General features: G+C 72.1%; 21 protein-coding genes and 1 pseudogene. 7 read left to right on the forward strand and 15 right to left on the reverse strand.

Annotated features, from left to right (window positions below; translation table 11 throughout):
• Positions 1 to 147: 147 nt before the first annotated feature.
• Positions 148 to 600, reverse strand: coding sequence for a DUF4442 domain-containing protein (locus tag ACZ7LS_RS34945; RefSeq protein WP_385131318.1), 453 nt, complete (start codon positions 598 to 600; stop codon positions 148 to 150).
• A gap of 94 nt (positions 601 to 694) precedes the next feature.
• Here ACZ7LS_RS34945 and ACZ7LS_RS34950 point away from each other — a divergent pair, with 94 nt between their 5' ends.
• Positions 695 to 1,789, forward strand: a complete 1,095-nt coding sequence (locus tag ACZ7LS_RS34950; RefSeq protein WP_382675694.1) for a DUF8017 domain-containing protein — start codon at positions 695 to 697, stop codon at positions 1,787 to 1,789.
• A 151-nt stretch (positions 1,790 to 1,940) separates the two neighbouring features.
• Here ACZ7LS_RS34950 and ACZ7LS_RS34955 read toward each other — a convergent pair whose 3' ends face one another.
• From ACZ7LS_RS34955 to ACZ7LS_RS34965, 3 genes are all read right to left on the reverse strand, one after another.
• On the reverse strand, positions 1,941 to 2,786 hold the full coding sequence (locus ACZ7LS_RS34955) for a spermidine synthase (protein WP_382530195.1): 846 nt from the start codon (positions 2,784 to 2,786) through the stop codon (positions 1,941 to 1,943).
• Between the two features lie 87 nt (positions 2,787 to 2,873).
• A complete protein-coding gene (gene tuf / locus ACZ7LS_RS34960; RefSeq protein ID WP_129771592.1) occupies positions 2,874 to 4,043 on the reverse strand; it encodes an elongation factor Tu in 1,170 nt (389 codons plus the stop codon).
• Positions 4,044 to 4,140: 97 nt separating this feature from the next.
• Positions 4,141 to 4,284 (reverse strand): hypothetical protein, encoded by a 144-nt coding sequence (locus tag ACZ7LS_RS34965; RefSeq protein WP_385131323.1) that lies wholly within the window; start codon positions 4,282 to 4,284, stop codon positions 4,141 to 4,143.
• A gap of 86 nt (positions 4,285 to 4,370) precedes the next feature.
• On the opposite strand from ACZ7LS_RS34965, the gene ACZ7LS_RS34970 reads away from it, so the two are divergent.
• Positions 4,371 to 5,099, forward strand: coding sequence for a TVP38/TMEM64 family protein (locus ACZ7LS_RS34970; RefSeq protein WP_382530199.1), 729 nt, complete (start codon positions 4,371 to 4,373; stop codon positions 5,097 to 5,099).
• An 18-nt stretch (positions 5,100 to 5,117) separates the two neighbouring features.
• On the opposite strand, the gene ACZ7LS_RS34975 is transcribed toward ACZ7LS_RS34970, so the two are convergent.
• The 4 genes from ACZ7LS_RS34975 to mutA all read right to left on the reverse strand — a co-directional run bounded on the left by ACZ7LS_RS34975 (position 5,118) and on the right by mutA (position 11,447).
• A complete protein-coding gene (locus ACZ7LS_RS34975; protein WP_385131326.1) occupies positions 5,118 to 6,182 on the reverse strand; it encodes an enoyl-CoA hydratase/isomerase family protein in 1,065 nt (354 codons plus the stop codon).
• Between the two features lie 102 nt (positions 6,183 to 6,284).
• On the reverse strand, positions 6,285 to 7,280 hold the full coding sequence (meaB, locus tag ACZ7LS_RS34980) for a methylmalonyl Co-A mutase-associated GTPase MeaB (RefSeq protein ID WP_382530202.1): 996 nt from the start codon (positions 7,278 to 7,280) through the stop codon (positions 6,285 to 6,287).
• A 4-nt stretch (positions 7,281 to 7,284) separates the two neighbouring features.
• Positions 7,285 to 9,564 carry a methylmalonyl-CoA mutase gene (gene scpA, locus ACZ7LS_RS34985; protein ID WP_382530204.1) on the reverse strand — a complete coding sequence of 760 codons (2,280 nt, stop codon included), beginning with the start codon at positions 9,562 to 9,564 and terminating at the stop codon, positions 7,285 to 7,287.
• Positions 9,564 to 11,447, reverse strand: coding sequence for a methylmalonyl-CoA mutase small subunit (gene mutA, locus ACZ7LS_RS34990; RefSeq protein ID WP_385131329.1), 1,884 nt, complete (start codon positions 11,445 to 11,447; stop codon positions 9,564 to 9,566). The genes scpA and mutA overlap by 1 nt, the downstream gene beginning before the upstream one ends.
• A 358-nt stretch (positions 11,448 to 11,805) precedes the next feature.
• On the opposite strand from mutA, the gene ACZ7LS_RS34995 reads away from it, so the two are divergent.
• Both ACZ7LS_RS34995 and ACZ7LS_RS35000 read left to right on the forward strand, forming a co-directional pair.
• Positions 11,806 to 12,678, forward strand: a complete 873-nt coding sequence (locus ACZ7LS_RS34995; RefSeq protein WP_382530208.1) for an undecaprenyl-diphosphate phosphatase — start codon at positions 11,806 to 11,808, stop codon at positions 12,676 to 12,678.
• A 148-nt stretch (positions 12,679 to 12,826) separates the two neighbouring features.
• The gene (locus ACZ7LS_RS35000; RefSeq protein ID WP_356518271.1) at positions 12,827 to 13,006 is read left to right on the forward strand and encodes a hypothetical protein; all 180 of its coding nucleotides are present in this window, start codon (positions 12,827 to 12,829) and stop codon (positions 13,004 to 13,006) included.
• A 34-nt stretch (positions 13,007 to 13,040) separates the two neighbouring features.
• On the opposite strand, the gene ACZ7LS_RS35005 is transcribed toward ACZ7LS_RS35000, so the two are convergent.
• Positions 13,041 to 13,673: an LOG family protein gene (locus ACZ7LS_RS35005; RefSeq protein ID WP_382530210.1), complete on the reverse strand. Its 633-nt coding sequence runs from the start codon at positions 13,671 to 13,673 to the stop codon at positions 13,041 to 13,043.
• A gap of 372 nt (positions 13,674 to 14,045) precedes the next feature.
• Between ACZ7LS_RS35005 and ACZ7LS_RS35010 the strand changes: the two genes are divergently transcribed.
• Together ACZ7LS_RS35010 and ACZ7LS_RS35015 are read left to right on the forward strand one after the other, a co-directional pair.
• The gene (locus ACZ7LS_RS35010) at positions 14,046 to 14,504 is read left to right on the forward strand and encodes a pyridoxamine 5'-phosphate oxidase family protein (protein WP_382530212.1); all 459 of its coding nucleotides are present in this window, start codon (positions 14,046 to 14,048) and stop codon (positions 14,502 to 14,504) included.
• A gap of 33 nt (positions 14,505 to 14,537) precedes the next feature.
• A complete protein-coding gene (locus ACZ7LS_RS35015) occupies positions 14,538 to 17,969 on the forward strand; it encodes a non-ribosomal peptide synthetase (protein ID WP_385131334.1) in 3,432 nt (1,143 codons plus the stop codon).
• An 82-nt stretch (positions 17,970 to 18,051) separates the two neighbouring features.
• Here the strand turns inward: ACZ7LS_RS35015 and ACZ7LS_RS35020 are convergent, their stop codons facing one another.
• From ACZ7LS_RS35020 to ACZ7LS_RS35045, 6 genes and pseudogenes are all read right to left on the reverse strand, one after another.
• Positions 18,052 to 19,365, reverse strand: coding sequence for a cytochrome P450 (locus ACZ7LS_RS35020; RefSeq protein ID WP_385131336.1), 1,314 nt, complete (start codon positions 19,363 to 19,365; stop codon positions 18,052 to 18,054).
• Positions 19,366 to 19,522: 157 nt separating this feature from the next.
• The gene (locus ACZ7LS_RS35025) at positions 19,523 to 20,542 is read right to left on the reverse strand and encodes a proline racemase family protein (protein WP_382675668.1); all 1,020 of its coding nucleotides are present in this window, start codon (positions 20,540 to 20,542) and stop codon (positions 19,523 to 19,525) included.
• A 5-nt stretch (positions 20,543 to 20,547) separates the two neighbouring features.
• Positions 20,548 to 21,492: a dihydrodipicolinate synthase family protein gene (locus tag ACZ7LS_RS35030; protein ID WP_385131408.1), complete on the reverse strand. Its 945-nt coding sequence runs from the start codon at positions 21,490 to 21,492 to the stop codon at positions 20,548 to 20,550.
• A gap of 96 nt (positions 21,493 to 21,588) precedes the next feature.
• Positions 21,589 to 23,088: pseudogene (locus ACZ7LS_RS35035) on the reverse strand (FAD/NAD(P)-dependent oxidoreductase); the annotation flags it as partial.
• Positions 23,069 to 23,368 (reverse strand): (2Fe-2S)-binding protein, encoded by a 300-nt coding sequence (locus ACZ7LS_RS35040; RefSeq protein ID WP_382530219.1) that lies wholly within the window; start codon positions 23,366 to 23,368, stop codon positions 23,069 to 23,071. The pseudogene ACZ7LS_RS35035 and the gene ACZ7LS_RS35040, both read right to left, overlap by 20 nt.
• On the reverse strand, positions 23,365 to 24,546 hold the full coding sequence (locus ACZ7LS_RS35045; RefSeq protein WP_385131341.1) for an NAD(P)/FAD-dependent oxidoreductase: 1,182 nt from the start codon (positions 24,544 to 24,546) through the stop codon (positions 23,365 to 23,367). Before ACZ7LS_RS35045 ends, ACZ7LS_RS35040 begins: the two co-directional genes overlap by 4 nt.
• 273 nt (positions 24,547 to 24,819) lie before the next feature.
• Between ACZ7LS_RS35045 and ACZ7LS_RS35050 the strand changes: the two genes are divergently transcribed.
• Complete coding sequence (locus ACZ7LS_RS35050; protein ID WP_382530223.1) at positions 24,820 to 25,278, forward strand: nuclear transport factor 2 family protein; 459 nt, start codon at positions 24,820 to 24,822, stop codon at positions 25,276 to 25,278.
• Positions 25,279 to 25,364 lie beyond the last annotated feature (86 nt).

Consider the following 25,364-nt stretch of genomic DNA (forward strand, 5'->3'; position numbering starts at 1 on the left):
GACATGAAGAGGGGAGGTTCCCCCACCCCCCTCCGAGACCGCCCCCTCCGTTTCCTCTTTTTGTCTCCGTTCCATGGGTCGCGTCCGGCAACACACCCCCCGGGCAGCCTACCCGCTGGGCGGGTGAGGTGAGGAATCCGGCGGAGGTCAGGAATTCGGGCGGAGGGTCCAGACCACGGTCATCTCTCCGGTGACCGCTCCGTCCTCGCGGGTGAGGGTGACGGCCACCGGGAATTCGGGCCGCTCACCGGCGTCCAGCTCCGCGACGACCTCCGCCGCGGGCCGGCCCAGTGTGGCGGTGGCCGTGACGGTCCCCTTGGCGAGTTTCCGGTAGCCGATGTCGGCCTTGACGGCGAGCGGGACCGCACGCTGGAGCTGGTCGCCGAAGGCGGCGAGCACGATGGCGCCGCTCGCCGACTCGGCGAGGGTGAACATCGCCCCGGCGTGTGGTCCGCCGAGATGGTTGTGGTAGTCGGGCTGGTCGGGCAGCCGGAGGACGGCCCGTTCCCCCGTGGTCTCCAGAAACTCCAGTCCCAGGGTCCTGACCATGGGAACGGTGGCGGCGAGCTGCGCGCCGACGGACATCTGATCTGCGGTCATGGAGAGCGATGTTACCTGCGAGTAGGAGAGCTTCACCATCCCCTGACAGGGCGGACGTGGCAGCCGCTGCGGGGCACCTCTATCGTTACTCGCCATGTGGCCAGGACAGCAGCCGCCCGGGGGCGAGCAGAACCCGCAGGACCAGAATCCCAATCCGTACCAGCAGCCGGGGTACCACCAGCCGAATCCCTACCAGCAGCCGGGATATCAGCAGCCGGGCTACCCGCCGCAGCAGCCCGGACAGGAGCAGCCGGGGTATCAGCAGCAGCCCGGTTATCCGCAGCAGGGATACCAGCAGCCCAACCCGTACCAGCAGCCGACCGTGCCGCAGTACCCCGCGGCGGGTCAGCCCGGTCCGCCCGGTCCGGGACCGGGCGGGAAGAAGAACACGACGGTCATCGCTGTCGTGGCCGCCGCGGTGGTCGTGATCGCCGCCGCGGGCACCGCGTTCTTCGTGCTGGGCGGGGACGACGGGAAGAGCGACAAGGCGGGCGACGCCAAGGCGTCCTCCTCCGCGTCCCCGTCCGATGGGCCGTCCGCCGCCCCGTCGGCCGACAACCCCCGGGACGGTTCGGCCGCCAAGCCGACCATCGAGGGCTGGAAGGTGGTGACCAACCCGAAGCACGGGACGCGGTTCGACGTCCCGGCCGACTGGGAGGTCGACAAGCCGGGCGTGATATCCGGCTTCGAGGATGTCAAGAAGGGCGACGGCTCACCCGCCGTCACCTTCTCCGCGCCCGCCTTCTACAAGTCCAAGTGGTGCTCCCAGGACACCGACAGGGACGGCAAGCTGGAGGACAGCAGCCTCGGCGGCACCGGCACCAAGGGCGGCAGGGGCGCCAAGGACACGGCGACGGCGGCGCGGAGCGAGGCGGGCAGCTGGGTCTGGGCCGCGTTCGCCCAGGAGGAGTCCGAGGCGTCGCTCAAGAAGAACCTGACGGTCAGCGAGTCCGAGGCGTACACCACCACATCAGGGCTCAAGGGCCACTTCGCGACCGCGGTGGCCACGGGCCTCGCCAAGAAGAACAAGTGTGACACCGACGGCAAGTCGATCGCCTTCACCTTCGCCAACGCCAAGGGCGACTTCTCGACCTGGGTGCTCATCGCCAACAAGAACGTGCCGGACGAGATCCCGGACGCGACGATCAAGAAGATCATGAGTACCGTCCGGCTGGCCGGGACCTCCTGACCGGTCGCGGCAAAACCGGTTGGCACGGGGCTGCTCGGCGCTGGTCGTGCTGCTGACGGCCGCGGTCCTGACCGTGCCGGACGTCCGCCGGCTGACGCGCCGCGCCGCCGCGGCGCCGGGGCCGCGGAAGGCCGCGGAGAGCGCCGCCGTGTCAGCCGACGCTGAAGGCGCCGTCGGGCGGCCGGGGTGACGGCACGGCGCCGCTGTCCCGTACCGGGCCCGCGTCCCCGATGAACCGCCTGAGCGACGCGCCGTGTTCGACCCGGGCGGGGAAGGCGTCGGCGGCGGTACGGCGTGCGAGGGCCGCCGTGTCGATCTCCGTGTGCGAGGCGACCAGGACGGCGTTGCCGAAGCGGCGGCCGCGCAGCACCGAGGGCTCCGCGATCAGCGCCAGTTCCCCGAAGGCCGCGGCGAAGGTGGCCAGTTGGGAGCGGAGGAAGCCGAAGGGCGCCCCGTCGGCGAGATTCGCGGCGTAGACCCCGTCCGTGCGCAGTACCCGCGCGGCCTCGCGCGCGTACTCGACGGAGGTGAGATGGGCGGGCACCCGCGAGCCGCCGAAGACATCGCCGATGAGCACGTCCACGGAGCGGTCCTTGGCGGCTTCGAGCCAGTGGCGCGCGTCCGCGCCGTGCACGCTGATGCCGGTGCCGTCCGGTATCGGGAGCAGTTCCGTGACCAGCGCCAGCAGTCCCGTGTCCGCCTCCACCACGCTCTGCGCGGAGCCGGGCCGGGTGGCCGCCACATACCGGGGCAGGGTGCAGGCCCCGCCGCCGAGGTGGAGCACGGTGAGCGGGGCGCCCTCGTCGCCCGCGCGGTCCACGACATGGGCGAGGCGGCGTACGTACTCGAACTCCAGATGGGTCGGCTCGTCGAGGTCGACGTAGGACTGGGGCGCGCCGTCGACCGTCAGCAGCCAGGCACGCTCCCGGTCCACATCGGGCAGCAGCTTGGCGGTGCCGCTGTCCACGGCGCGCAGGACGGGGATCGCTTCGTTCACGCTCCCATTGTGCGCTCGTACGACGGCCCGGCGCCCGCCTCCCCCGGGTACGGGGAGACGGGCGCCGCCGGAGCGGGTCGCAGCGGGTCAGAGCAGGGACGTGACCGTGCCGGCGCCGACCGTACGGCCGCCCTCGCGGATCGCGAAGCCGAGCCCCGGCTCCAGCGGGACGTCACGGCCCAGCTCCACGGTCAGGGTGACCGTGTCCCCGGGGCGCGCGACGGCCGTCCCGCCCAGGTCGATGTCACCGACGACATCCGCCGTACGGATGTAGAACTGCGGCCGGTAGCCACTGGTGACGGGGGTCGTCCGGCCACCCTCGCGGGCGGAGAGGACGTACACCTGCGCGGTGAAGCGCCTGCTCGGTACGACACTGTCGGGCGCCGCCACCACATGGCCGCGGCGGACCGCGTCACGCTGCGTCCCGCGCAGGAGCAGCGCGACATTGTCCCCGGCCTCGGCGGACTCCATCGGCTTGCCGAAGGTCTCCAGCCCGGTGACGACCGTCTCGATGCCCGCGCCGAGCACCTCCACCCGGTCACCGACGCGCACCGTGCCGCGCTCGACGGCGCCGGTGACGACCGTGCCGCGCCCGGTGATGGTGAGGACGTTCTCCACCGGGAGCAGGAAGGGCGCGTCCGTGTACCTGACGGGCATCGGCACATACGTGTCGATCGCGTCGAGCAGCGCCTCCACGGCCGCCGTCCAGCGCGGGTCGCCCTCCAGCGCGCGCAGCCCGGAGACCCGGACGACGGGCGCCGCGTCGCCGCCGTATCCGTGCTCGGTGAGCAGTTCGCGCACCTCCAGCTCGACCAGGTCGGTCAGTTCGTCGTCTCCCGCGTCGGCCTTGTTGAGGGCGACGACGATGTGGTTGACGCCGACCTGGCGGGCGAGCAGGACGTGCTCGGCGGTCTGCGGCATGATCCCGTCGAGCGCGGAGACGACGAGGATCGCCCCGTCGAGCTGGGCGGCGCCGGTCACCATGTTCTTGATGTAGTCGGCGTGGCCCGGCATGTCGACATGCGCGTAGTGCCGGGTGTCGGTCTCGTACTCGACGTGCGAGATGTTGATGGTGATGCCACGGGCGGCCTCCTCCGGGGCCCGGTCGATCCGGTCGAACGGCACGAACGTGCCGGTCCCCCGGTCGCTGAGGACCTTGGTGATGGCGGCGGTCAGTGTGGTCTTGCCGTGGTCGACGTGGCCCATGGTGCCGATGTTCAGGTGCGGCTTGGTGCGCACGTATGCCGTCTTGGGCATGGTTCGCGTGGTTCCTTCCAGGAACTCGAAGCTGAGAGGGACCCCCGGGCCTTGCCGACCCTCCCCCTGCGGGGTCCGCCGGACGATCCGGGAAGGGTCAGCTTCGGGCGCCGCCGAGGGGCGCCGCGGGTGCGGGCGCTGCCGCTGCCGCCGCGGCTGCCGCGTACGCGAGGGGGAAACCGGCAGCCTTCGGCGCGTCCGCGACGGCGGACAGCGCTGCGAGGAAGGCGAACCGGAACATGTCGCCGATCCTGGCCCATGCCCGCCGTTCACGTCGAATGGTTTTCCGCGCCACGGGAGTTCACGTGGGTCGGTTAGCATCCCCGAATGCTCGACACCGCCCCCAGGCCGGTCCCCAGGCCGGCCCCCGAGCCTTCGCCGGGCCTCGCCGTCCGCTGCTTCCGGGTGCTGCTCTCGCCCTGGTCGCGGTTCGCCCTGCTCGTCGTCGTGCTGGCCGCGGCGGGCGCGGCAGTGCTGCTGTACGAGCCGCAGAAGCTGCTGGCCGACGGCTGGCCGCCGCAGTTCGGCGGCGCGACGGCGGTGGTGCTGTTCGCCGTGGCGTACGGGCTGTGCGCCGTCGCGTTCGTGCCCCGTCCGCTGCTCAGTCTCGCGTCGGGCGCGCTCTTCGGCTCGGCGTTCGGTCTGCTGGCCGCGGTCGCGGGGAGCGTACTGGCCGCGGCGATCTCCTTCGGCCTCGTCCGCTTCCTCGGGCAGGGCGCGCTGCGGCCGCTGCTGCGGGGCCGCTGGCTGCTGGCGGCCGATGGGCAGCTGAGCGAGCACGGCTTCCGGTCGATGATGGCGCTCCGGCTCTTTCCCGGGGTGCCGTTCGTCGCGGCCAACTACTGCGCCGCCGTCTCGCGGATGGGATGGGCGCCGTTCCTGCTGGCGACCGGGACCGGAACGGTGCCCAACACCGCCGCGTATGTGATCGCGGGCAGCGAGGCGTCCTCCCCGACCTCGCCGATGTTCCTGATCTCGACGGGCTTCATCGTCCTCACGGGAGCGGCCGCGGCGGTCGTCGCCTGGCGCCAGCGCCACCGGCTCCGCCGCCGCTGAGCCTCTCCCCGCACCGGGTCACGGCGTGGCGAGCTCCAGGTCGCCGCCGGGCGGCGGTGCGGAGAAACGCGCCACGTCGGCGTCCGTGACCTCCGCCAGTTCCTTCGGCGACCAGCGGGGCCTGCGGTCCTTGTCGATGACCTGGGCCCGGATGCCCTCCTGGAGATCGGGGAAGGCCAGCGCGGCGCACGACGCGCGGTACTCCTGGACGATCACCTGCTCCAGGGTGGCCGTCTGCCGGGCGCGGCGCATCGCGACGAGGGTGGCCTTCAGGGCGGTGGGCGACCGGGTGAGGAGCGTCTCGGCCGCGTCCTTCGCCGCCGGTTCCCCGCTGCCGCACAGCCGGTCGATGATCTCCTCCACCGAGCCGGCCGGGTAGCAGGCGTCGATCCACTCGCGGTCCGCGTCGAGCCGCCCCGCCGGCGGGGTCGTCCCGTACCGGCGCACGGTCTCCCGTACGTCCGCCGCCTCCCGCACCTCGGGCCCGGCGAGCGCGGCGCGCAGTTCGGCGAGCCGGCCGGAGGGTACGAAGTGATCCGCGAGGCCGCACAGCAGGGCGTCGGCCGCGCCGATCGTCTGCCCGGTCAGGGCGAGATGGGTGCCCAGCTCGCCGGGGGCCCGGGAGAGCAGATAGGTCCCGCCGACATCGGGGACCAGCCCGATCGCGGTCTCGGGCATGGCGACGGCGGACCGTTCGGTGACGACGCGTACGCCGCCGTGCGCCGAGACCCCGACACCGCCGCCCATCACGATGCCGTCCATCAGGGCGACATACGGCTTGGGGTAGCGGGCGATCCGGACGTTGAGCCGGTACTCGTCGCGCCAGAAGGCGTGCGAGGCGCCCGCGCCGGTGCGCGCGTCCTCGTGGATCACGCGGATGTCGCCACCGGCGCAGAGCCCGCGGTCCCCTGCGCCCGAGACGACCACGGCCGTGACGTCGTCGTCGCTCTCCCAGGCGGCCAGCGCCTCGTCCATCGTCCGCACCATGGGGTGGGTGAGGGCGTTGAGGGCGCGGGGGCGGTTGAGGGTGAGGTGGGCGGTGCGGCCCGCGCGGGTGATCAGTACCGGTTCGTCGTGGGCCATGCTCTCGCTGGTTCCTTCCCTGGGCGGACGCGTCCGTGAGGCCGCGCCCGTCCAGTATGGACACGCCGGGCCGGCGGTTCCCCACCGGTTCCCCCGCGGGCGTCAGGTACCGGCGGGGCCCGCCAGCGCCTCGATGATCCGCTCCGCGGCGAGCGTCGCGGTCAGTGTTCCGTCCCGCACCTCACGCTCCAGCGCGGGCGCCAGCTCCCGTACGCCCGGGTGTTCGCGCAGCCGGTCCAGGAGGTGGTCGCGGACCATCGTCCACGTCCAGTCGACCTGCTGGTCCCGGCGCTTGCGGTCCAGCCGGCCGTCGGCGCCGAGCACCGCGCGGTGCTGTTCGAGCCGTTCCCACACGGTGTCGAGACCGGTGCCCTCCCGTGCGCTGCAACTGAGCACCGGCGGCGTCCAGGCGGCGTCCGCCGGGTGCATCAGCCGCAGCGCGCCCGCGAGTTCCCGCGCGGCGGAGCGCGCGTCGCGTTCGTGCGGGCCGTCGGCCTTGTTGACGGCGATGACGTCGGCCAGTTCGAGGACGCCCTTCTTGATGCCCTGGAGCTGGTCGCCGGTGCGCGCCAGGGAGAGCAGCAGGAAGGAGTCGACCATGTTGGCGACGGTGGTCTCGGACTGGCCGACCCCCACCGTCTCGACGAGCACCACGTCGTAGCCGGCGGCCTCCATGACGATGATGGTCTCGCGGGTCGCCTTGGCCACCCCGCCCAGCGTGCCCGCGGTCGGCGAGGGCCGTACGAACGCGGCCGGGTCCACGGCGAGCCGTTCCATCCGGGTCTTGTCGCCCAGGATGGAGCCGCCCGTCCTGCTGGAGGACGGGTCGACGGCGAGCACCGCGACACGGTGGCCGAGGCCGGTGAGCAGCGTCCCCATCGCGTCGATGAAGGTGGACTTGCCGACGCCGGGGACCCCGCTGATGCCGATCCGGCGGGCTTTCCCGGAGTACGGCAGCAGCTCGGTCAGCAGTTCCTGGGCGAGCCTGCGGTGGTCGGGCCTGGTGGACTCCACGAGGGTGACTGCACGGGCGATGTACGAACGGGAGCCGTCTAGAACGCCCTTGGTGTAGGTGTCGATGTCGATCCGTGGGGGCACGCGCTCACCGCTCTGCGCCGGAAGCGGCGTTGCCGGGAGCGGCCTCGGCGGCGGGAGCACCGTCGTCGGAAGCGTTGCCTGCGGGAGCCTCGTGCCCCAGGGAGGCCGCGAGCGCGCTCAGCAGATCGCGTGCGGCGTCCGGGATCACCGTGCCGGGCGGGAAGACCGCGGCGGCCCCCGCCCGGTGCAGTTCCTCGATGTCCTGGGGCGGGATCACTCCCCCCACCACGATCATGATGTCCTCGCGGCCCTCCTCGGCGAGCTGTTCGCGCAGCGCCGGTACGAGCGTGAGGTGCCCGGCGGCGAGCGAGGAGACCCCGACGATATGCGCGTCGGCCTCGACGGCCTGCCGCGCCACCTCGGCGGGCGTCTGGAACAGCGGGCCGACGTCCACGTCGAAGCCCAGGTCGGCGAAGGCCGTGGCGATCACCTTCTGGCCGCGGTCATGGCCGTCCTGGCCCATCTTGGCCACCAGGATGCGCGGCCGGCGCCCCTCGGCCCGTTCGAAGTCCTCGACGGCGGCACGGGTGTGCTCGACGGCCGGGGAGCTGCCTGCCTCGTTCCGGTACACACCGGCGATGGTACGGATCTGGCCGGAGTGACGCCCGTACACCTTCTCCAGTGCGTCGGAGATCTCACCGACGGTGGCCTTGGCTCGGGCCGCGTTCACCGCGAGGCCGAGCAGGTTGCCCTCAAGTCCGGGGCGCGAGCCGGCCTCGGCGGCGGCGGTGAGCGCGCGCAGCGCGTCCTGGCAGACGGCCTCGTCGCGTTCGGCGCGCAGCCGCCTCAGTTTCTCGATCTGCTGGGTGCGTACGGAGGAGTTGTCGACCTTGAGCACGTCGATCTTCTCGTCGGTCTCCACCCGGTACTTGTTGACGCCGATGACGGGCTGGCGTCCCGAGTCGATCCGCGCCTGGGTACGGGCCGCGGCCTCCTCGACCCGGAGCTTGGGGATCCCCGCGTCGATGGCCTGGGCCATCCCGCCGGCCGCCTCGACCTCCTCGATGTGCTGCCAGGCGCGCCTGGCGAGGTCGTAGGTCAGCTTCTCGACATACGCGCTGCCGCCCCAGGGGTCGGTCACCCGGCAGGTCCCCGACTCCTGCTGGAGCAGCAGCTGGGTGTTGCGGGCGATCCGGGCCGAGAAGTCGGTGGGCAGCGCGAGGGCCTCGTCCAGCGCGTTGGTGTGCAGCGACTGGGTGTGGCCCTGCGTGGCGGCCATCGCCTCGACGCAGGTGCGGGTGACGTTGTTGAAGACGTCCTGAGCGGTGAGCGACCAGCCGGAGGTCTGCGAATGGGTGCGCAGGGAAAGCGACTTGGCGTTCTCGGGGTCGAACTTCTTGACCAGCCTGGCCCAGAGGAGCCGGGCCGCGCGCAGTTTGGCGATCTCCATGAAGAAGTTCATGCCGATCGCCCAGAAGAAGGAGAGCCGGGGCGCGAACGCGTCCACGTCGAGCCCGGCGCCGAGTCCGGCGCGCAGATACTCCACCCCGTCGGCCAGTGTGTACGCCAGCTCCAGATCGGCCGTCGCGCCCGCTTCCTGGATGTGGTAGCCGGAGATGGAGATGGAGTTGTAGCGCGGCATCTTCTGCGAGGTGTACGCGAAGATGTCGGAGATGATCCGCATCGAGGGTTTCGGCGGATAGATATAGGTGTTGCGGACCATGAACTCCTTGAGGATGTCGTTCTGGATGGTCCCGGCCAGCTTCTCGGGCGGTACGCCCTGTTCCTCGGCGGCCACGATGTAGAGCGCGAGTACGGGCAGCACCGCGCCGTTCATCGTCATCGACACACTCATCTTGTCGAGCGGGATGCCGTCGAACAGCTGGCGCATGTCGTAGATCGAGTCGATGGCCACGCCCGCCATGCCGACGTCGCCGGTCACCCGGGGGTGGTCGCTGTCGTAGCCGCGGTGGGTCGGCAGGTCGAAGGCGACCGAGAGGCCCTTCTGCCCGGCGGCGAGGTTGCGCCGGTAGAAGGCGTTGGACTCCTCGGCGGTGGAGAACCCGGCGTACTGCCGGATGGTCCACGGCTGGTTGACGTACATCGTCGGGTACGGGCCGCGCAGATACGGCGCGATGCCGGGGTAGGTGCCGAGGAAGTCGAGCCCCGCCACGTCCCGTGCGGTGTAGAGCGGTTTGACGGCGATGCCCTCGGGGGTCTCCCAGAACAGTTCGTGATCCGCGCTGCCGGTGTTCTCCTTGACTGCCGTACGCCACTGGTCCTCGGTGATCCCGGCGCTGTCGCCGGGGCCCAGCTCGATCTCGGAGAAGTCCGGGATCCCCATCACGCCACTCCCATCCGGTCGAGGACGGAGGTCAGGACGGCGACCGCGTCGCCGCCCGCGACGACGAAGTCGTCGACTCCGGCCCGTACATAGGTCTCACGCTGTTCGCCGGGGCGGCCGGCGAGGAACACCTGGAGCGCGCCCGCCGCCTTGAGGGCCTGCGCGACGGGCGCGGCGCCTTCGGCGTAGAGCGCGTCGCTTGAGCAGATACAGGCGACGGCGGCCCCGCTGCGGGTGAAGGCGTCGGCGGCGGTCTCCGCGTCGACCGTCACCGGGTCGTGGACCGGTTCGATGCCGCCTGCCTGGAAGAGGCTGGCGGTGAAGGTGGCGCGCGCGGTGTGCGCGGCGGCCGGTCCGAGGGCGGCCAGGAAGACGCGGGGCCGGGCGCCGGTGGCGGCGAGATGCGCGTCGGAGCGGGCGCGGAGCGTCTCGTACGCCTCGTCGCGGCGTACCACCGGCAGTCCGCCGCCGGGCGGCGCGGGCGCCGGGTCGCGTTCCACCGGGGGCTGCGAGAGCTGCGGGAACTCGCTGACGCCGGTGATGGGTTCGCGCCGCCTGGCCAGCCTGCCCGAGCGCTCCTGCCAGGTGGCCGCGAGCCGCTCGGCGATCAGTCCGTCGTGGAGCGCGGCGCGCTGGCCGCCGGCGCGTTCGATCTCCTGGAACCACGCCCAGGCGGCCTGCGCGAGGTCGTCGGTGAGCCGCTCCACGTACCAGGAGCCGCCCGCGGGGTCGATGACCCGGCCGAGGTGGGATTCCTCCAGGAGGATCGTGGAGGTGTTGCGGGCGATTCTGCGGGCGAAGGCGTCGGGCAGGCCGAGGGCGTGGTCGAAGGGCAGTACGGTCACGGCGTCCGCGCCGCCGACCCCGGCCGCCAGCGAGGCGACCGTGGTGCGCAGCATGTTCACCCAGGGGTCGCGCCGGGTCATCATCACCGGTGAGGTCACGGCGTGCTGGCGCTGCGCCCCGGTGCCGGGGCCGGCGTCGGCGCCGCAGACCCCGGCCACCCGGGCCCAGAGCCTGCGCGCGGCCCGGAGTTTGGCGATGGTCAGGAACTGGTCGGCGGTCGCGGCGTACCGGAACTCGATCTGTGCGCAGGCGGCTTCGACGGTGAGTCCGGCCGCGGTGAGGTCACGCAGCCAGCCGACCCCGGTGGCGAGGGAGCAGCCCAGTTCCTGGGCGTCGGAGGCGCCGCCCTCGTGGTAGGGCAGCGCGTCGACGGTGATGGCGCGCAGGCCCGGGTACTCCCGGTGGCAGAGCGCGGCGAGTTCGGCGGCCTCTTCCGTAAGGCCCGTCACTTCCCGTCCGGTACGGGCGAGTTCACCCACCGGGTCGGCGCCGAGGGTGCCGCGCGCCGCGTCGCGGGCCACTCCGCGCTCCTCGTACAGCTTCAGCAACTCCCGCGCGGCGGGCCCGAATTCGGCGCCCGCGTCGAGGGCGACCGGCGCGAGGTCGAGATAGACACCGTCGAGCGCGGCGGCCAGTCCGGACACCGGGATTCCGGTGGAACCCACCGACAGCCAGAGGGAGGTGACCCCGTTCTCCAGGTCGGAGAGCACCGCCTCGTTGGCACGTACGGGATCGGGGAGCGTATGGCGTTGCCGTACGTCCCAGCCGGAGACCGCGCCCCCCTCGGGGCGCCCGCCCCTGGTGAACGGTGCGAAGCCGGGATAACCGGAGTCTCCGGGCGCGTCATCGGCGGTGTACAGGGGACGGGTGGTGAACCCGTCCTGGAGCGCGGTGGACAGCGCGTCCTCGGCGGCCGGCCCCGAGAGATCCCGACCCGACTTGCGCAGCACGCCTGCCACCAGGCTCTGCCACTGCTCGCGGGTCGCATCGGGGAACTCGGCGGCCAGGGAAAGCCCGTCGTCAGGGAGGACCGTCATGCCCAGATATTAGGGCAGGCCGACGGACCGGAAGCAGAGAACAACCCTGTGACCTTGCCCTCGCCCAAATGCCTTGAGTGTAGGTCATTCATGGCACGAGATATGCACGAGCCGGACCCGAGCGGGACGCCGGCAGGACCTGGTACGCGCACCCGGGACAAGCGAGGGGCCACCCACGTCCCGTAACCCTCAAGACGCTACGCTGCCCACCACCACATCAGCGAAGAGCCGGCATGAGTAGGACTACTCACCCATCCATATGATCGAACCCGCGTTTCGACCGTCACCCCTCAGTCCGTCACTGTCCCGCTGTCGCGCAGGCCAGTGCTTGATCATCTCTTGGATGGCGTAGCACCCCATGTCTTGGTTCGAATCTTTCATCCTCGGGCTCGTCCAGGGGCTGACCGAGTTTCTCCCCATCTCCTCCAGCGCGCATCTGCGGCTGACGGCGGCCTTCGCCGGCTGGCACGACCCGGGCGCGGCGTTCACCGCGATCACCCAGATCGGTACGGAGGCGGCGGTCCTCATCTACTTCCGCAAGGACATCGCGCGAATCGTTTCCGCGTGGTGCCGCTCGCTGGTGAACAAGTCGATGCGCGGTGACCACGACGCGCAGATGGGCTGGCTGGTCATCGTCGGCTCGATCCCGATCGGTGTCCTCGGTGTGACGCTGAAGGACCAGATCGACGGGCCGTTCCGTGATCTGCGGCTGATCGCCGTCACGCTGATCGTGATGGGCATCGTGCTCGGTGTCGCCGACCGGATGGCGGCCCGTGACGAGACCGGCGGCAAGCACCGCGCGATCAGGGAGCGCAAGTCGCTGCGGGACCTGAGCGTCAAGGACGGTCTGATCTTCGGCATCTGCCAGGCGATGGCCCTGGTGCCCGGTGTCTCGCGCTCGGGCGCCACGATCAGCGGTGGCCTGCTGATGGGGTACACCCGCGAGGCGGCGGCGCGGTACTCGTTCCTGCTCGCGATCCCGGCGGTGCTCGCCTCGGGCGCGTTCGAACTGAAGGACGCGGGTGAAGGACACGTCGCCTGGCCGCCGACCATCTTCGCGACACTCATCGCCTTTGTCGTTGGATATGCCGTTATCGCGTGGTTCATGAAGTTCATCACCACGAAGAGCTTCATGCCGTTCGTGATCTACCGGATCCTGCTCGGCATCGCGCTCTTCGTCCTGGTCGGCACGGACACGCTGAGCCCGCACGCGGGCGAGTCGGCCGGCTGATCCGGGCCGCCGAGAGGGCGGCCGTGCGGGGAGCGTGTGGGCGCGTGGGCGCGTGGGCGTGTGGGCGTGTGGGCGTGTGGGCGAAGTGTGAGCAAGGACGCTCCCAGATCGGCACCGGGAGGTGGCCGCCGCCCCCTAGGCTTGCCACATGTCCTCTTCCTCCGCTTCCGCATCCCCGGCCTCCGACGCCGTCGCGGCCAACGAGCGCATCCGCGCGCTCGTCGACGCGGCCGAGACGTCCGACGGAACGTGGCCCGCGGAGGCATACGAGGTCCTGCTGCTGGAATGGGCCGCGGCCCTCCACGACAGCGTGGACGAGGCGGCCTAGAGCGCGTTGCGGAAGTAGCGCCTGCCCGGCGTGGTCAGGTCGCGGCGGTGGGGGCCGCCGGGGCCCTGGAGGCCGCCGGCGGGATCGTCGGCAGTCCGGGCCGGGACTCCGGGCTGACGAGGCAGTCGAGCGCCTCCTCCACCCCGGACGCGACCTGGATGACGAAGCGTTCCTCCTGACTGATGAAACCGTCGGAGACCATGTTGTCCAGGAGCGTCAGCAGCGGATCGAAGAATCCGCCGCGGTTGACCAGGACAAGTGGCTTGTGGTGAATGCCCAGTTGGTTCCAGGTCGCCACTTCGAGCAGTTCGTCGAGCGTGCCCAGGCCGCCGGGAAGCACCGCGAAGCCGACCGCGAGGCGGTACATCAGCGCCTTGCGCTCATGCATCGTCTCCACGACGATCACTTCGGTGCGCGACTCGTCCGGCTGCTCCCGTTCGTACAGCTGACGGGGGATCACTCCGGTGACCGGTGCCCCGGCGTCCAGCACGGCATCGGCGACGGCGCCCATGATGCCGACACCGCCCGCGCCGTAGACGAGGCCCGTCCCGCGCTGCGCCAGCGCCTCTCCGAACTCGGTGGCGAGCCTCAGATGCTGGGGGCGGGCACCCGGCCGGGCGCCGCAGAACACACCGACCCGCTCCACCCGCGACGCTGGCATGGTCATATCCGTCTCCGTCTCTCCGACCCGGCCTGATCGACACTTTCCGATCGACACATAACGTATCCGAACGGCTACGTTAAGCGAAGAGGGCCTTTCTCGCCCCCGCTCACCGGCCCCACCCCGGGGGCCGATTAATAGCACTAAACCCCCAAAGGGATTACTTACCGGGTCATGTCGCGCAGGCAAGGGCATACCGGTGGGGCGAGACGATTGCTGCGGAGTACGGCGGAAGCGGTACGACCCGCCCGCGGCGTGGCGGCCGGACTTCCCCGGCCGCGGTGAGCCCGGCTCCGCTGCTCTCCCTCTTTCACTGCCGGGGCCCATGGCGGTCCACCGGCCCGGAGCGAGATGTGGAGGCTGTCGATGGTGCCCACCATGCGGAGTGACGAACGCGAGCGGTTCCTGGCCGACACCCATGTGGGTGTCCTGGGAGTCACCGACCCCCGAGGAGTCAGAGCGCCGCTGCTCGTACCGGTCTGGTACCGGTACGAGCCGGGCAAGGACGTCGTGGTGCAGACCGGCCGGGCGTCACTCAAGGCGCGGCTGATGAGGGAGGCCGGGCGGTTCAGTCTGTGCGTCCAGGACGAGACCGCCCCCTATCGCTACGTCAGCGTGGAAGGCCCGGTCACCTCCGTCGCCGATCCGATGGACCCGGCGGAGCGCGAGGCCATGGCCCATCGCTATCTGGGGGCCGCCGAGGCACGGGACTACCTCGCGGGGACGCGGGACCAGCTCATCGACGACATCACGTTCCGGATGCGTCCGGAGCGCTGGCGGAGCGCCGACTTCGCCGCCTTCGCCGCCGAGTTCGCCGGTGCCGACGGCCCACGCTGATCCGCCCCCGACAGCGCTGGAAGGCAGGACCGCATGACCGACACCGACCCCCGCACGGACGGTATCGACAGCCACCCCGACCCCACGACCGGCCCCGCCGGACCAGCCGGCACGCCTCTCTCCCAGGGCTTCACGCGTCCTGCGAACGCCGGCGGTCCGCCGAGCCCCGGCAGCCCTCCGAGCGCCGGCCGGCCACCGAGCCCCGGCCGTCCACCGGACCCCGGCCGGACACGTGACTCCGCCCCGCTGGACCCCGGCTATCCACGGAACAGCAGCCTCCCGGAACTGTTCGAAGCGCGCGCCGGGGCCGCCCCGCAGGCGCCGGCGGCCCGCCACGGGGACCGCGTCATGACGTACGGCCTGCTCAGCACCGCCTCCGACCGACTCGCGGCCCGGCTGATCGCCGCCGGTGTCGGACCGGGTTCGGCGGTGGGGGTGTGCGGCAGCCGCTCGCTGGAGGCGCTGGTCGCGTTCCTGGGCATCCTCAAGGCCGGTTGCGCGTACGTGCCCCTCGACGAGGACCACCCGCCGGCCCGGCTGCGGGCGATGGCCGAGGACGCCGGCGTCCATGTCGCCGTCGTGCTGCCCGGCAGCTCCCGCCGTATCCGCGGTCTGCACACGCGCGTCGAGCTGGGCCGGGTGGCCTGCACCGCTCCCCCGGACGCGCCCGACGCGCCCGGCGCGCCCGACACCCCGGACACCCCGGACACCCCGGACATGATCCCGCTGCCGTCCCCGGCGGCGACCGACCGGGCCTACGTGATGTTCACCTCCGGCTCCACGGGCAGGCCCAAGCCCGTCGCGATCGCGCACCGCGGGGTGGTCCAGCTGGTGCTGTCGGATCCCCGGCTGCCCCCGCCCGGCCCCGGCGACGGAGTGCTGCACGGCTACGGCCTCTCCTCCGACGCCTCCACGATCGAGATCTGGAGCGGACTGCTCGGCGGCGCCTGCCTCGTCCTGGTGGACCGCGCGGAACTGCTCGCTCCCGCCGTCCTGGAGGAGCGTTTCCGTACGCACGGCGTGACCGTCGCCTACCTCACCACCAGCGTCTTCCACCATCTGGCCAGGACCCGGCCCGGCGCGCTGCGCGGACTGCGGTTCGCCTCCGCCGGCGGGGAGGCGATGGATCCCGGCCTCGCCCGCGCCGTACAGACCGCCTGCCCCGACACGACCGTCGTCAACTTCTACGGGCCCACCGAGAACAGCGTGGTGTCCACCGCGTACTTCCTGCCGAAGCTGGCCGGCGACGAGACCCGCGTCCCCATCGGCGGTCCGTTCGCCACCTCCACCTGCCATGTACTGCGCCCGGACGGCACACCCGCCGCGCCGGGCGAGGAGGGCGAGCTGTATGTCGGCGGGGACGGCCTGGCGCTGGAGTACATCGGGGACGCGGAGCTGACGGCGGAACGGTTCGTCGGCGTGCCGGACGTACCGGGTGGCCGCTTGTACCGGACGGGTGACCGTGTCGTCGCGGGCCCTGACGGTCTGCTGGAGTACCGGGGGCGGCTGGACCGTCAGGTCAAAGTGCGCGGCCAGCGCATCGAACTCGACGAGGTCGAGGCGCGGCTGCGCTGCCACTCCGAGGTCGGCGAGGCCGTCGTGGAACTCCGCGACGGAGTCCTGGCTGCCTATCTCACCCCCGCGCGGCCCGGCGACACCCTTCCCGTGGACGCGCTGCGGAGGTACTGCGCGCGGTGGCTGCCGGCCCAGGCGGTGCCGACCCTCATCGCGCGGGACCGGTTCCCGGTGACCAGCGGCGGCAAGGTCGACCGCACGCGCCTGCTGGCCGAGTCACGGCACGGCGAGGTGGGCGCGCAGCGCGGGGAGTCACGGGCGGACGCCGCGTACGGATCCGGTCAGGGCCGGGAGCCCCGGTCCTGCCCCGGAGCGGAGGCGGAGGGTCCGCTGGAGGCGCTGGCCGAGGTGTGGCAGCTGGTGCTGCGCGTACGGCCCGCGCCCACCGACAGCTTCTTCGTCATCGGGGGCGACTCCCTGCTGGCGGCCGAAGTCGTCGCCCGTACGCTCGCGTTGCTCGATCTCGACGCCGCGCTCGGCAGCAGCCTCATCCGGGCCCTGCTCGCCGACCCGACGCTGGAGGGTTTCGCGGCCGCCGTCAGTACCCATCACGGACACCCGGCCGGCGCGCCGCGGGCGGACGCCCCGGCGCTCCCCCCGCACACACCACGGACCGGGCAGACCCCGCCGGCCCCTCGGACCCCGGACGCGGAGGTCGACTTCGTACGCGAGACCGCGCTCGGTTTCTCGCTGCCGCCCGCCGGGTCGCCTGTCCCGCGGCCCGGCGACCCCTCGGACGTCCTGCTCACCGGCGCCAGCGGTTTCGTCGGCGCGTTCCTCCTGGACCGGCTGCTGCGCGACACGACGGCCCGTATCCACTGCCCGGTACGCGCGTCGGGCGCGGCGCACGCGGAGCGACGCGTCCTGGCCGCGCTCACCCGCTACGGCCTGCGCGCTGACGACACCGCACGGCAGCGGCTGGTCTGCTTCCCCGCGGACCTCGCCGCCCCCGGGCTCGGCCTGTCCCCGGAACACGCCGCCGAGCTGGCCGCGTGCCTGGACCTGGTCGTGCACAACGGCGCGCGGGTCAACTTCCTCTATCCCTACAGCGCTCTGCGGGCCGCCAATGTCGAGGGCACCCGCGAGATCATCGGACTGGCGGCCCCCCGCCGCGTGCCGGTGCACTTCCTGTCCACGGTGGCGGTCCTCGCCGGTTTCGGCTCCGCCGGTGCGCGCGAGGTCGACGAGGACGTACGGCTGGACCACGCGGACCGGCTCACGATGGGGTACGCCGAGAGCAAGTGGGTCGCCGAGGGCCTGCTGCGCAACGCGGCGGAGCAGGGGCTTCCGGTCGCCGTCTACCGTCCGTACGAGGTGACCGGGGACCGGCTGCACGGCGCCTGCAACACGGAGACGGCCATCTGCTCGCTGTTCAAGACCATCGCGGAGACGGGGCTCGCTCCCGACATCGCGCTGCCGATGGACTTCGTACCGGTCGATCATGTGGCGGAGTCCGTGGTGCACATCGCGACCAGGCACCGGGCGAAGGACCGGGTCTACCACCTCACCAATCCCCGCCCGGCCGTGCTGCGCGACGTACTGGACCGGATGCGCGCGGCGGGATGCGAGATGCGCATGCTGCCGTACGGGGAGTGGGTGGGCGAGCTGGTGCGTCATGTCTCGCGCCATCCCACCAGCCCCACCGCGCCCTTCGTGTCCCTCTGTGTGGACCGGGCGAACCAAGGCGACATCTCGGTCAAGGAGATGTATCTGGAGGGCGTCTTCCCCCGGTTGAGCCGTCGTAATACCGAGGCGGCCCTGGACGGGAGCGGGCTGGACTGCCCGCCGGTGGACGCGGTGATGCTCGACCGCTATCTGGAGTACTTCTTCACCTCGGGCTATATGACCCGCCCCACCGGCGCACCGGTCGGCGCGGCGGCGGTGACGTAGTCCGTGCGGGGGTGGGGCGGGGGTGTGCGTACGCTCCCCCGCCCCACCCCGGCGACCGCCCGTCGAGCCGGGGGACGACCCGTCACCAGCGCACCGGAATCGTCTCCGGGAGCAGCACGGCGTGGTCCTGGCGCCAGCGGATCCGATCCGGCGCGACGGCCAGCCGCAGCCCGGGGACGGTGTCGAGCAGGGCTCCCAGCGCCACTTCGGTCTGCGCCCGGTTCAGCGCGGCGGCCGGACAGAAATGCCGGCCCTGCCCGAACCGGAGATGCGGCATCGACGGCCGCCTGTCGATGTCCAGCCGGTCCGGGGAGTCGAAGACTGCGGGGTCGCGGTTGGCGGCGTCGATGGAGATCAGCACCAGCTCACCGGCGCGGATCTGGACTCCGCCGATCTCGGCGTCCTCCCGCGCGATACGCGCGATGGAGTCGCCCAGCATGACGGACCACCGGTACAGCTCGTCCAGGGCGCCGGGCAGCGCCTGCCGCTCCCGCCTCAGCCGGGCGGCCAGCTCCGGGTCGCGTGCCAGCACCAGTCCGCAGAGGGCCAGGAAGCCGGCGGGATTCCCGAGGCCCGACACGAAGAGGAACAGCGCGATCTCCACCAGTTCCTGATGGTTCAGCGGATGGCTGGAGGAGCGGTTCAGCAGGGCGAGGCGGCCGAGGAGACCTTCCGTGCCGATGCCCGTCATCCAGTCGTCGAAGCGGCTCAGGGCCTTCGTCCAGTCGGCGAAGAGGTGCTCGTCGGCCGCGTCTCCCGTACTGAGCAGACGGAACCAGCCGGCCAGTTCGGGGGCCGCTTCGGTGGGCAGGCCGAGCAGTTCGCAGGTCACGTGGGAGGCCCACGGGAGGGCGAAGTCGGCCACCAGATCGCCCGGTTCGGCGCTCGCGCCCGCGTCCGCGTTCCCCTTGTCGTGCCCGCTCACGTGCCCGTGCCCGTGCCCGTGCCTGTCCCCGTGCCCGTGCCCGTGCCCGTTCCCGTTCCCGTGCCCGTTCGCCTTCGCCTTCGCCTTCGCCTTCATCGTGGTGAGCAGGGTGTCGGCGATGTCGCGTACCCGCTCCAGGGAGACATGCGTCTGCCGCGGCCCCATGCCCTTCACGGCCTCGTCCCGCAGCCCCGCCCGCCGCAGCATCGTCATCGTGCCGACGACGCTGAGCGGCGGCGCCGAGCTGTCCTCCTGCGGCATATCGGGGTCGGCGATCAGGCTGCGGCTGAGCCGGGGGTCCTTCAGCGCCTCCCGCGCGGCGGCGTAACCGGTCACGAGCCAGCCGCGCGCTCCGGCGTTGGTCACCACACGGGTGACGGGCTCCTCCACCACGAATCTGCCCAGCTCACTCGCCAGGGCGTCGCCGCGAAAGCTGAAGGGATAGTGCGGGGTGTCACCGACAACGCTCATGACCACCGTCTCCTGTTCGCTGGGCGGGCCGGCCGGAGGACGACAGCCCGAAGAAGCCGAAAGGGGCTTTCATCCATACATTCCCGTGATGGCGACATACACCCGATAACGGAACAGGAACGGCGGAAGACCACTCTCAAGGGGAGTGCTCGTGCGGTCAGAGTTCGAAGCCTTCGGGGAACGGATCGTCCGGGTCGTAGTGGTACTGGGCGGTGCCGGTGATCCAGGCGCGGCCCTCGACGGTCGGGATGACGGTGGTCAGGCCGCGGGGCGCCGCCGGCCCACCGAGGACGCTCTCCTCGATGAGGCGGCCGGTGAAGTGCGTGCCGATGAAGGACTCGTTGTCGAAGTCGGTGTCGAGGGCGAGTTCGCCACGGGCGTGCAACTGGGCCATCCGGGCGCTGGTGCCGGTGCCGCAGGGCGAACGGTCGAACATGCCCGGGTGGATGACCATGGCGTGCCGGGAGTGCCTGGCGTCCGACCCAGGGGCGGCCAGATACACATGGTGGCAGCCGTTGATCTCGGGGTTGAGGGGGTGGACGGGGCGGTCCTGGTCGTTGACGGCGGCCATGATGGCGAGGCCCGCGTCGAGGATGCGCCGCTTCTCCGTCCGCGCGAACGGGATGCCCAGCTTGTCCAGTTGGACGATGGCGTAGAAGTTGCCGCCGAAGGCGAGGTCGTACGGGACATCGCCCCAGGGCTCGACCCGTACCGTGCGGTCGAGACCGAGCGCGAACGACGGTACGTTGCGCAGGACGACCGACTTCGCCGCTCCGTCCGCGACCCTGACGCGGGCCACGACCAGCCCGGCGGGGGTGTCGAGACGGATGGTGGTGACCGGTTCTGTGACCTCCACCATGCCGGTCTCCACGAGGACGGTGGCGACACCGATGGTGCCGTGGCCGCACATCGGGAGACAGCCGGAGGTCTCGATGTAGAGGACGCCGTAGTCGGCGTCGGCGCGGGTGGGCGGCTGCAGGATGGCCCCGCTCATCGCCGCGTGGCCGCGGGGCTCGTTCATCAGGAACGTACGGATGTGGTCGAGGTGCCCGATGAAGTAGCGGCGCCGGTCGGACATGGTGGCGCCGGGCACCACACCGACGCCGCCGGTGATGACCCGCGTGGGCATGCCCTCGGTGTGCGAGTCGACCGCGTGGAAGACCCTGCTGCTGCGCATACGGTTCACCCGAGCCCTTCCGCGAGTGCCTTCTCGGTGGCCCGGCGCACGATCTCCTCGTGCTCCGGGGTGAGCGGCGCGCGCGGCTGACGGCAGGGACCGCCGTACCGGCCCACGAGGTCCATGCTCGCCTTGATCGCCTGCACGAACTCCGTCCGGGAGTCCCAGCGCAGCAGCGGGTGCAGCGCCCGGTAGAGGGGAAGCGCGGTCTTCAGATCACCGGCCGAGGCGGCGCGCCACAACGCGACAGAGGCACGGGGGAACGCGTTGGGATAGCCGGCCACCCAGCCGGGGGAGCCCGCGACGGCCAGCTCCAGCGCGACATCGTCGGCGCCGCACAACACGTCGAGTCCGGGGACGAGTTCGGCGATCCGGTAGCCGCGGCGGACATCGCCGGAGAACTCCTTCACCGCGACGATCAGCCCCTCGGCGTGGAGTTCCGCGAGCAGTTCGGGCACCAGATCGACCTTGGTGTCGACGGGGTTGTTGTACGCGACGACCGGCAGGCCGGCCTTGGCGACCTCGCGGTAGTGCGCGACCACGGCGCGCGGGTCGGCGCGGTAGGAGTTCGGCGGAAGCAGCATCACGGCGGCGGCGCCGGCCCCGGCGGCCTGCTCGGCCCAGCGGCGGGCTTCGTCGGCGCCGTAGGCGGCCACTCCGGGCATGACCGTGAAGCCCTCGGGAGCGGCCTCGATCGCCGTCGTCACCACACGGGCTCGCTCCTCCGGCGAGAGGGTCTGGTATTCGCCGAGCGAGCCGTTCGGGGTGACGCCGTCGCATCCGTTGTCGGCGAGCCACCTCACGTGCGCGGCGTAGCCGTCGTAGTCCACGTCCAGCCGGCCGGTGGGGCCGTCGCACAGCGGCAGCGCCGCGGCGACCAGCACGCCGTGCCAGGGCTCGCGCCGGGACGGCGTTCGCTCGTGTGGTTGCCCGGTCGCCGACGCGTTCATCTGACCTCCACGGAGACTCTGTTGGCGCTGCTGGTCCTGTTGGTTTCGTTGATCCGGGTGGCTGTGCCGGGCAGCCGGTTTCGCATCTGCCGCGAGGGCGCCGAGCGGGACCGGCTGGGCGATCGGTCTGCTCGCCATGGAGCGCAGATCGTCCTCGTCCGGTGCGCGTCCGGCGCGTGCGGCGACCAGGCAGCTGGTGGCGTATCCGCAGACCCGCCCCTGGCACAGCCCCATGCCGGGGCGCGCGAAGAGCTTCACCGTACGGGCATCGGTGGCGCCCAACTCGTCGATGGCCTCGGTGATCTCCCCCGCCGTGACGTCCTCGCACCGGCACACCACGGTGTCGTCATCGATCCATGCCGTCCACCCCGGCCGCACCGGATACGCCTCGTGCAGGGCGGTGGCGAAGGAGCGCAGCGCGGCGCGCCGGTGCGAGAGACGGCGCACCACCGCCGGGTCCGGGGTGGCGCCGGCCGTCGCGTACGCGGCGTGGAGTCCGGCGAGCCGGCCCTCGGTCACGGACAGCTCCGCGCCGCCGACCCCGCAGACCTCCCCGGCGAGATAGACCCCGGGAACCGTGCCGAGCTGTCTGCCGTCCACCGTGGCGACCAGGCTTCCGTCGAGGTCGCGGCGCGTGTCGCAGCCGAGCTGGAGCGGGATCTCGATCTGGGGTGTGAAGCCGTATCCGACGGCGAGCGTGTCGCAGTCCACGCGCCGCTCGCTGCCGGGCACGATCCGCCACCGCGCGTCGAGCGCGGCCACCGTGACCCCGGTGACCTCGCTCTCGCCGTGGGCGGCGATCACCGTCGTACGGGTCCGGTAGGGCACGCGGTGGCGCAGCAGCGTACGGAGGAGTCCCGCGCCCTCGGCGAGTCTGCCGGGGTTACGGGTCACGGCGAGCGGATGCCGTACGAAAGCGGTCGGCAGCCCTGCCTCGAAGACCCCGACGATGTCCGCGCCCGCCTCCGCGAGTCCGGTGGCGACGGCGAGGAGGAACGGACCGGTGCCGGCGACCGCGATCCGCCGGCCGGCGCGTACGCCCTGCCCCTTCAGCAGCGCCTGCGCGCCCCCCGCCGTGAAGACGCCGGGCAACGTCCAGCCGGGGAAGGGCAGTTGACGGTCGTACGCACCGGTGGCGACCACGACCGTACGGCTGTCGACGACCCGCTCGGAGCCGCCGCGCGGGGGTGGGGTGGCGACGGCGCGTGTAGCCACGGCGTGTGTGGCCTCGGTGTGTGTGGTCACGGCGTGTGTGGTCACGGCGTGTGTGCGGAACCCGCCGGGGAACTCGTCGGCGGTCCGCTCGATGTGCCAGACGGAGTGTCCCGGCAGGTAGGTGATCCGGTCGGCGTGCGCGGTGAGCCCGTGCAGGAGCCGTCGGAACGTCGGCCAACCGTGGTGCGAGGCGCCGTCGTCGCCCGGACGGTGGCGCCAGTACTGGCCGCCGGGACGCGGGCCCGCGTCGATCAGGGCGACGCGGGCCCCGGCGGCGGCGGCCGTGACGGCGGCGGCGAGACCGGCCGGACCGGCGCCGAGGACGACGAGATCGTGGCGGTCGCGCCGGGCGGCGGCGGGCTCAGCACGCGAGGTCGTCATGGCCCGCTCCCTCCTGGGTACGGACCCGGTCACCCGGCGCGGCCTCGATCAGGCAAGCCCGTTGATTCGGCTGCCCGTTGACGGTGACCAGACAGTCGAAGCACACACCGATGCCACAGAACACACCGCGCGGGGCGCCGCCGACGCGGGTGCGGCGCCAGGAGCGGTGCCCGGCGGCGATGAGCGCGGCGCCGATGGTCTGGCCGGCCGAGGCGTCGATCGTCCGGTCGTCGAACCGGAACCGGAAAGGGGGTTGGGGGGCCTCGTCCGCCGCGCTCACGCCGCCGCCACCCCCTCCTCGAACCGGTCCGGGCGGAACGGCGCGAGATCCAGGTCGGGTTCCGTACCGGCGATGACCTGCGCGATCAGATGTCCGGTGGCGGTGGACAGCCCGATCCCGGCGCCCTCGTGCCCTCCGGCGTGGAGGAGCCCGGGGGCGCGCGGGTCGGGGCCGATGACCGGCAGATGGTCCGGGCAGTACGGGCGGAAGCCCACATAGCTCCGCAGGAGCCGGACGTCGGCGAGGAAGGGGAAGACGGCGACGGCCTGCGCGGCGAGCGTGCGCAGGACCGGCAGCGGCATCGAGCGGTCGAAGCCGACGCGTTCGCGGCTGGCCCCGATCAGTACGGTCCCCGCCCGGGTGCCCTCGACCACGACGGACGTCTCCAGCCCGGCGTCGTCGCTGGCCACGTTGGCGACGTATTCGGCGGTGTACACCTTGTGCCGGATGACCCGGGGCAGCGGCTCCGTGACCAGGACGCAGCCCTTGCGCGGCAGCACCGGAACCGGCGCGCCCGCGAGCCGGGCGGTCCGTCCGCTCCAGGTGCCGGTGGCGTTGACGATCCGGCCCGCGTGGATCACGGGCGTCGTGGGCGAGTCCGTACGGACACCGGTGAGGGTGCCACGGCCGTCGCGTACGAATCCGAGGGCCTCCGTCCCCGGCAGTACGGTGACCCCGCGACCACGGGCGCGCTGGAGCAGCCGGGCCGCCGCCAGCATCGGCTGGACCTGGCAGTCCTGCGGGTAGTACGCGCCGGAGACCACATCGGGTGTGAGGTGCGGCTCCAGGTCGGCGAGGTCACCGGAGGACACGTCGACCGCGTCGATTCCGGCCGCGCGCTGGCGGGCGGTGAGCTTCCCGAGGCCGTCGGCCGTGGCCCGCGAGGCGGCGACCACGACGCCGCCCTTTCTCTGGTACTCCAGTCGCTCGGCGCCCACGTCCTGGGCGACCTCGCCCCAGAGCCGGGAGGAGAGCAGCGCCAGATCGAGTTCGGGTCCCGGCTCCTTGTCGGAGAGCAGGATGTTGCCCTCGCACGCGGAGGTGGTGCCCGCGGCGATCGCGCCCCGCTCGATCACGGTGACGCGGAGGCCCGCCGCGGAACAGTAGTAGGCGCAGGCGGCACCGACCATGCCCGCCCCGATGACAACCACGTCGGGAGATCTCTCCGGGCCGCCCATGTCAGTAGCATGTCATGTGGCCCCGGGGCGCACCATGGTCCGTCGGCCCACACAGCGCGCCTCAGCGGCCTTTGTCAGCGGGCTTTCAGCGCGCCTTGTCAGCAGGTCTCGTCGGCGGGTCTCGTCAGCGGGTCTCGTCGGCGGGCTCGTTGTCCGGCCGGATCCGGGGGCCCGTTCTCCGGACGGCGCCGAATGGGCCACGTACGTGTCCGGATGTCGATCCGACCACTCGTGGCCCTTGGCCTGGGGCTCCCGCTGCCGGAGACTGAACCGATGACACAGCGTGTGGATCTCGCGACCGTGATGGACCGTCTGGCGATCGATGACGTGATCACCGGCTACGCCGTGGCCATGGACGACGCCGACTGGCCCGGGTTCCGTGCCCTGTTCACCCCGGACGGCCGCGCCGACTACACCGCGGCGGGCGGTATCGAGGGGACGGCCCCCGAGGTCGCGGACTGGCTGGCGGGCACGCTGCGGCCCTTCACCGTCCGTCAGCATCTGATCGTCAACCGGCGGCTGCGCATCCAGGACCTCGGGGGCTATCCCGGCGACCGCGCCGAGCTGCGGGCCGACTATCTCAGCCCCCTGCGGCACGAGTCGGGCGAGGATCTGATGAGCGGCGGCGGGTTCACGTTCGGGCTGCTGCGCGGTGCGGAGGGCTGGCAGCTGCGCACCGTGGCCGTCCAGGAGAAGTGGCGGCGCTCCTCCGTACCGGCCAGGCTGGGCTGACCTGCGGGAGACGCGCCGGACGCGCTTGCTCCGCCTCCGCTTCGGTTCCCCCGATCGGGGGAAGGGTCTGCTACGCGGACGGGAGT

This window comes from Streptomyces sp. NPDC039430 (assembly GCF_055639435.1).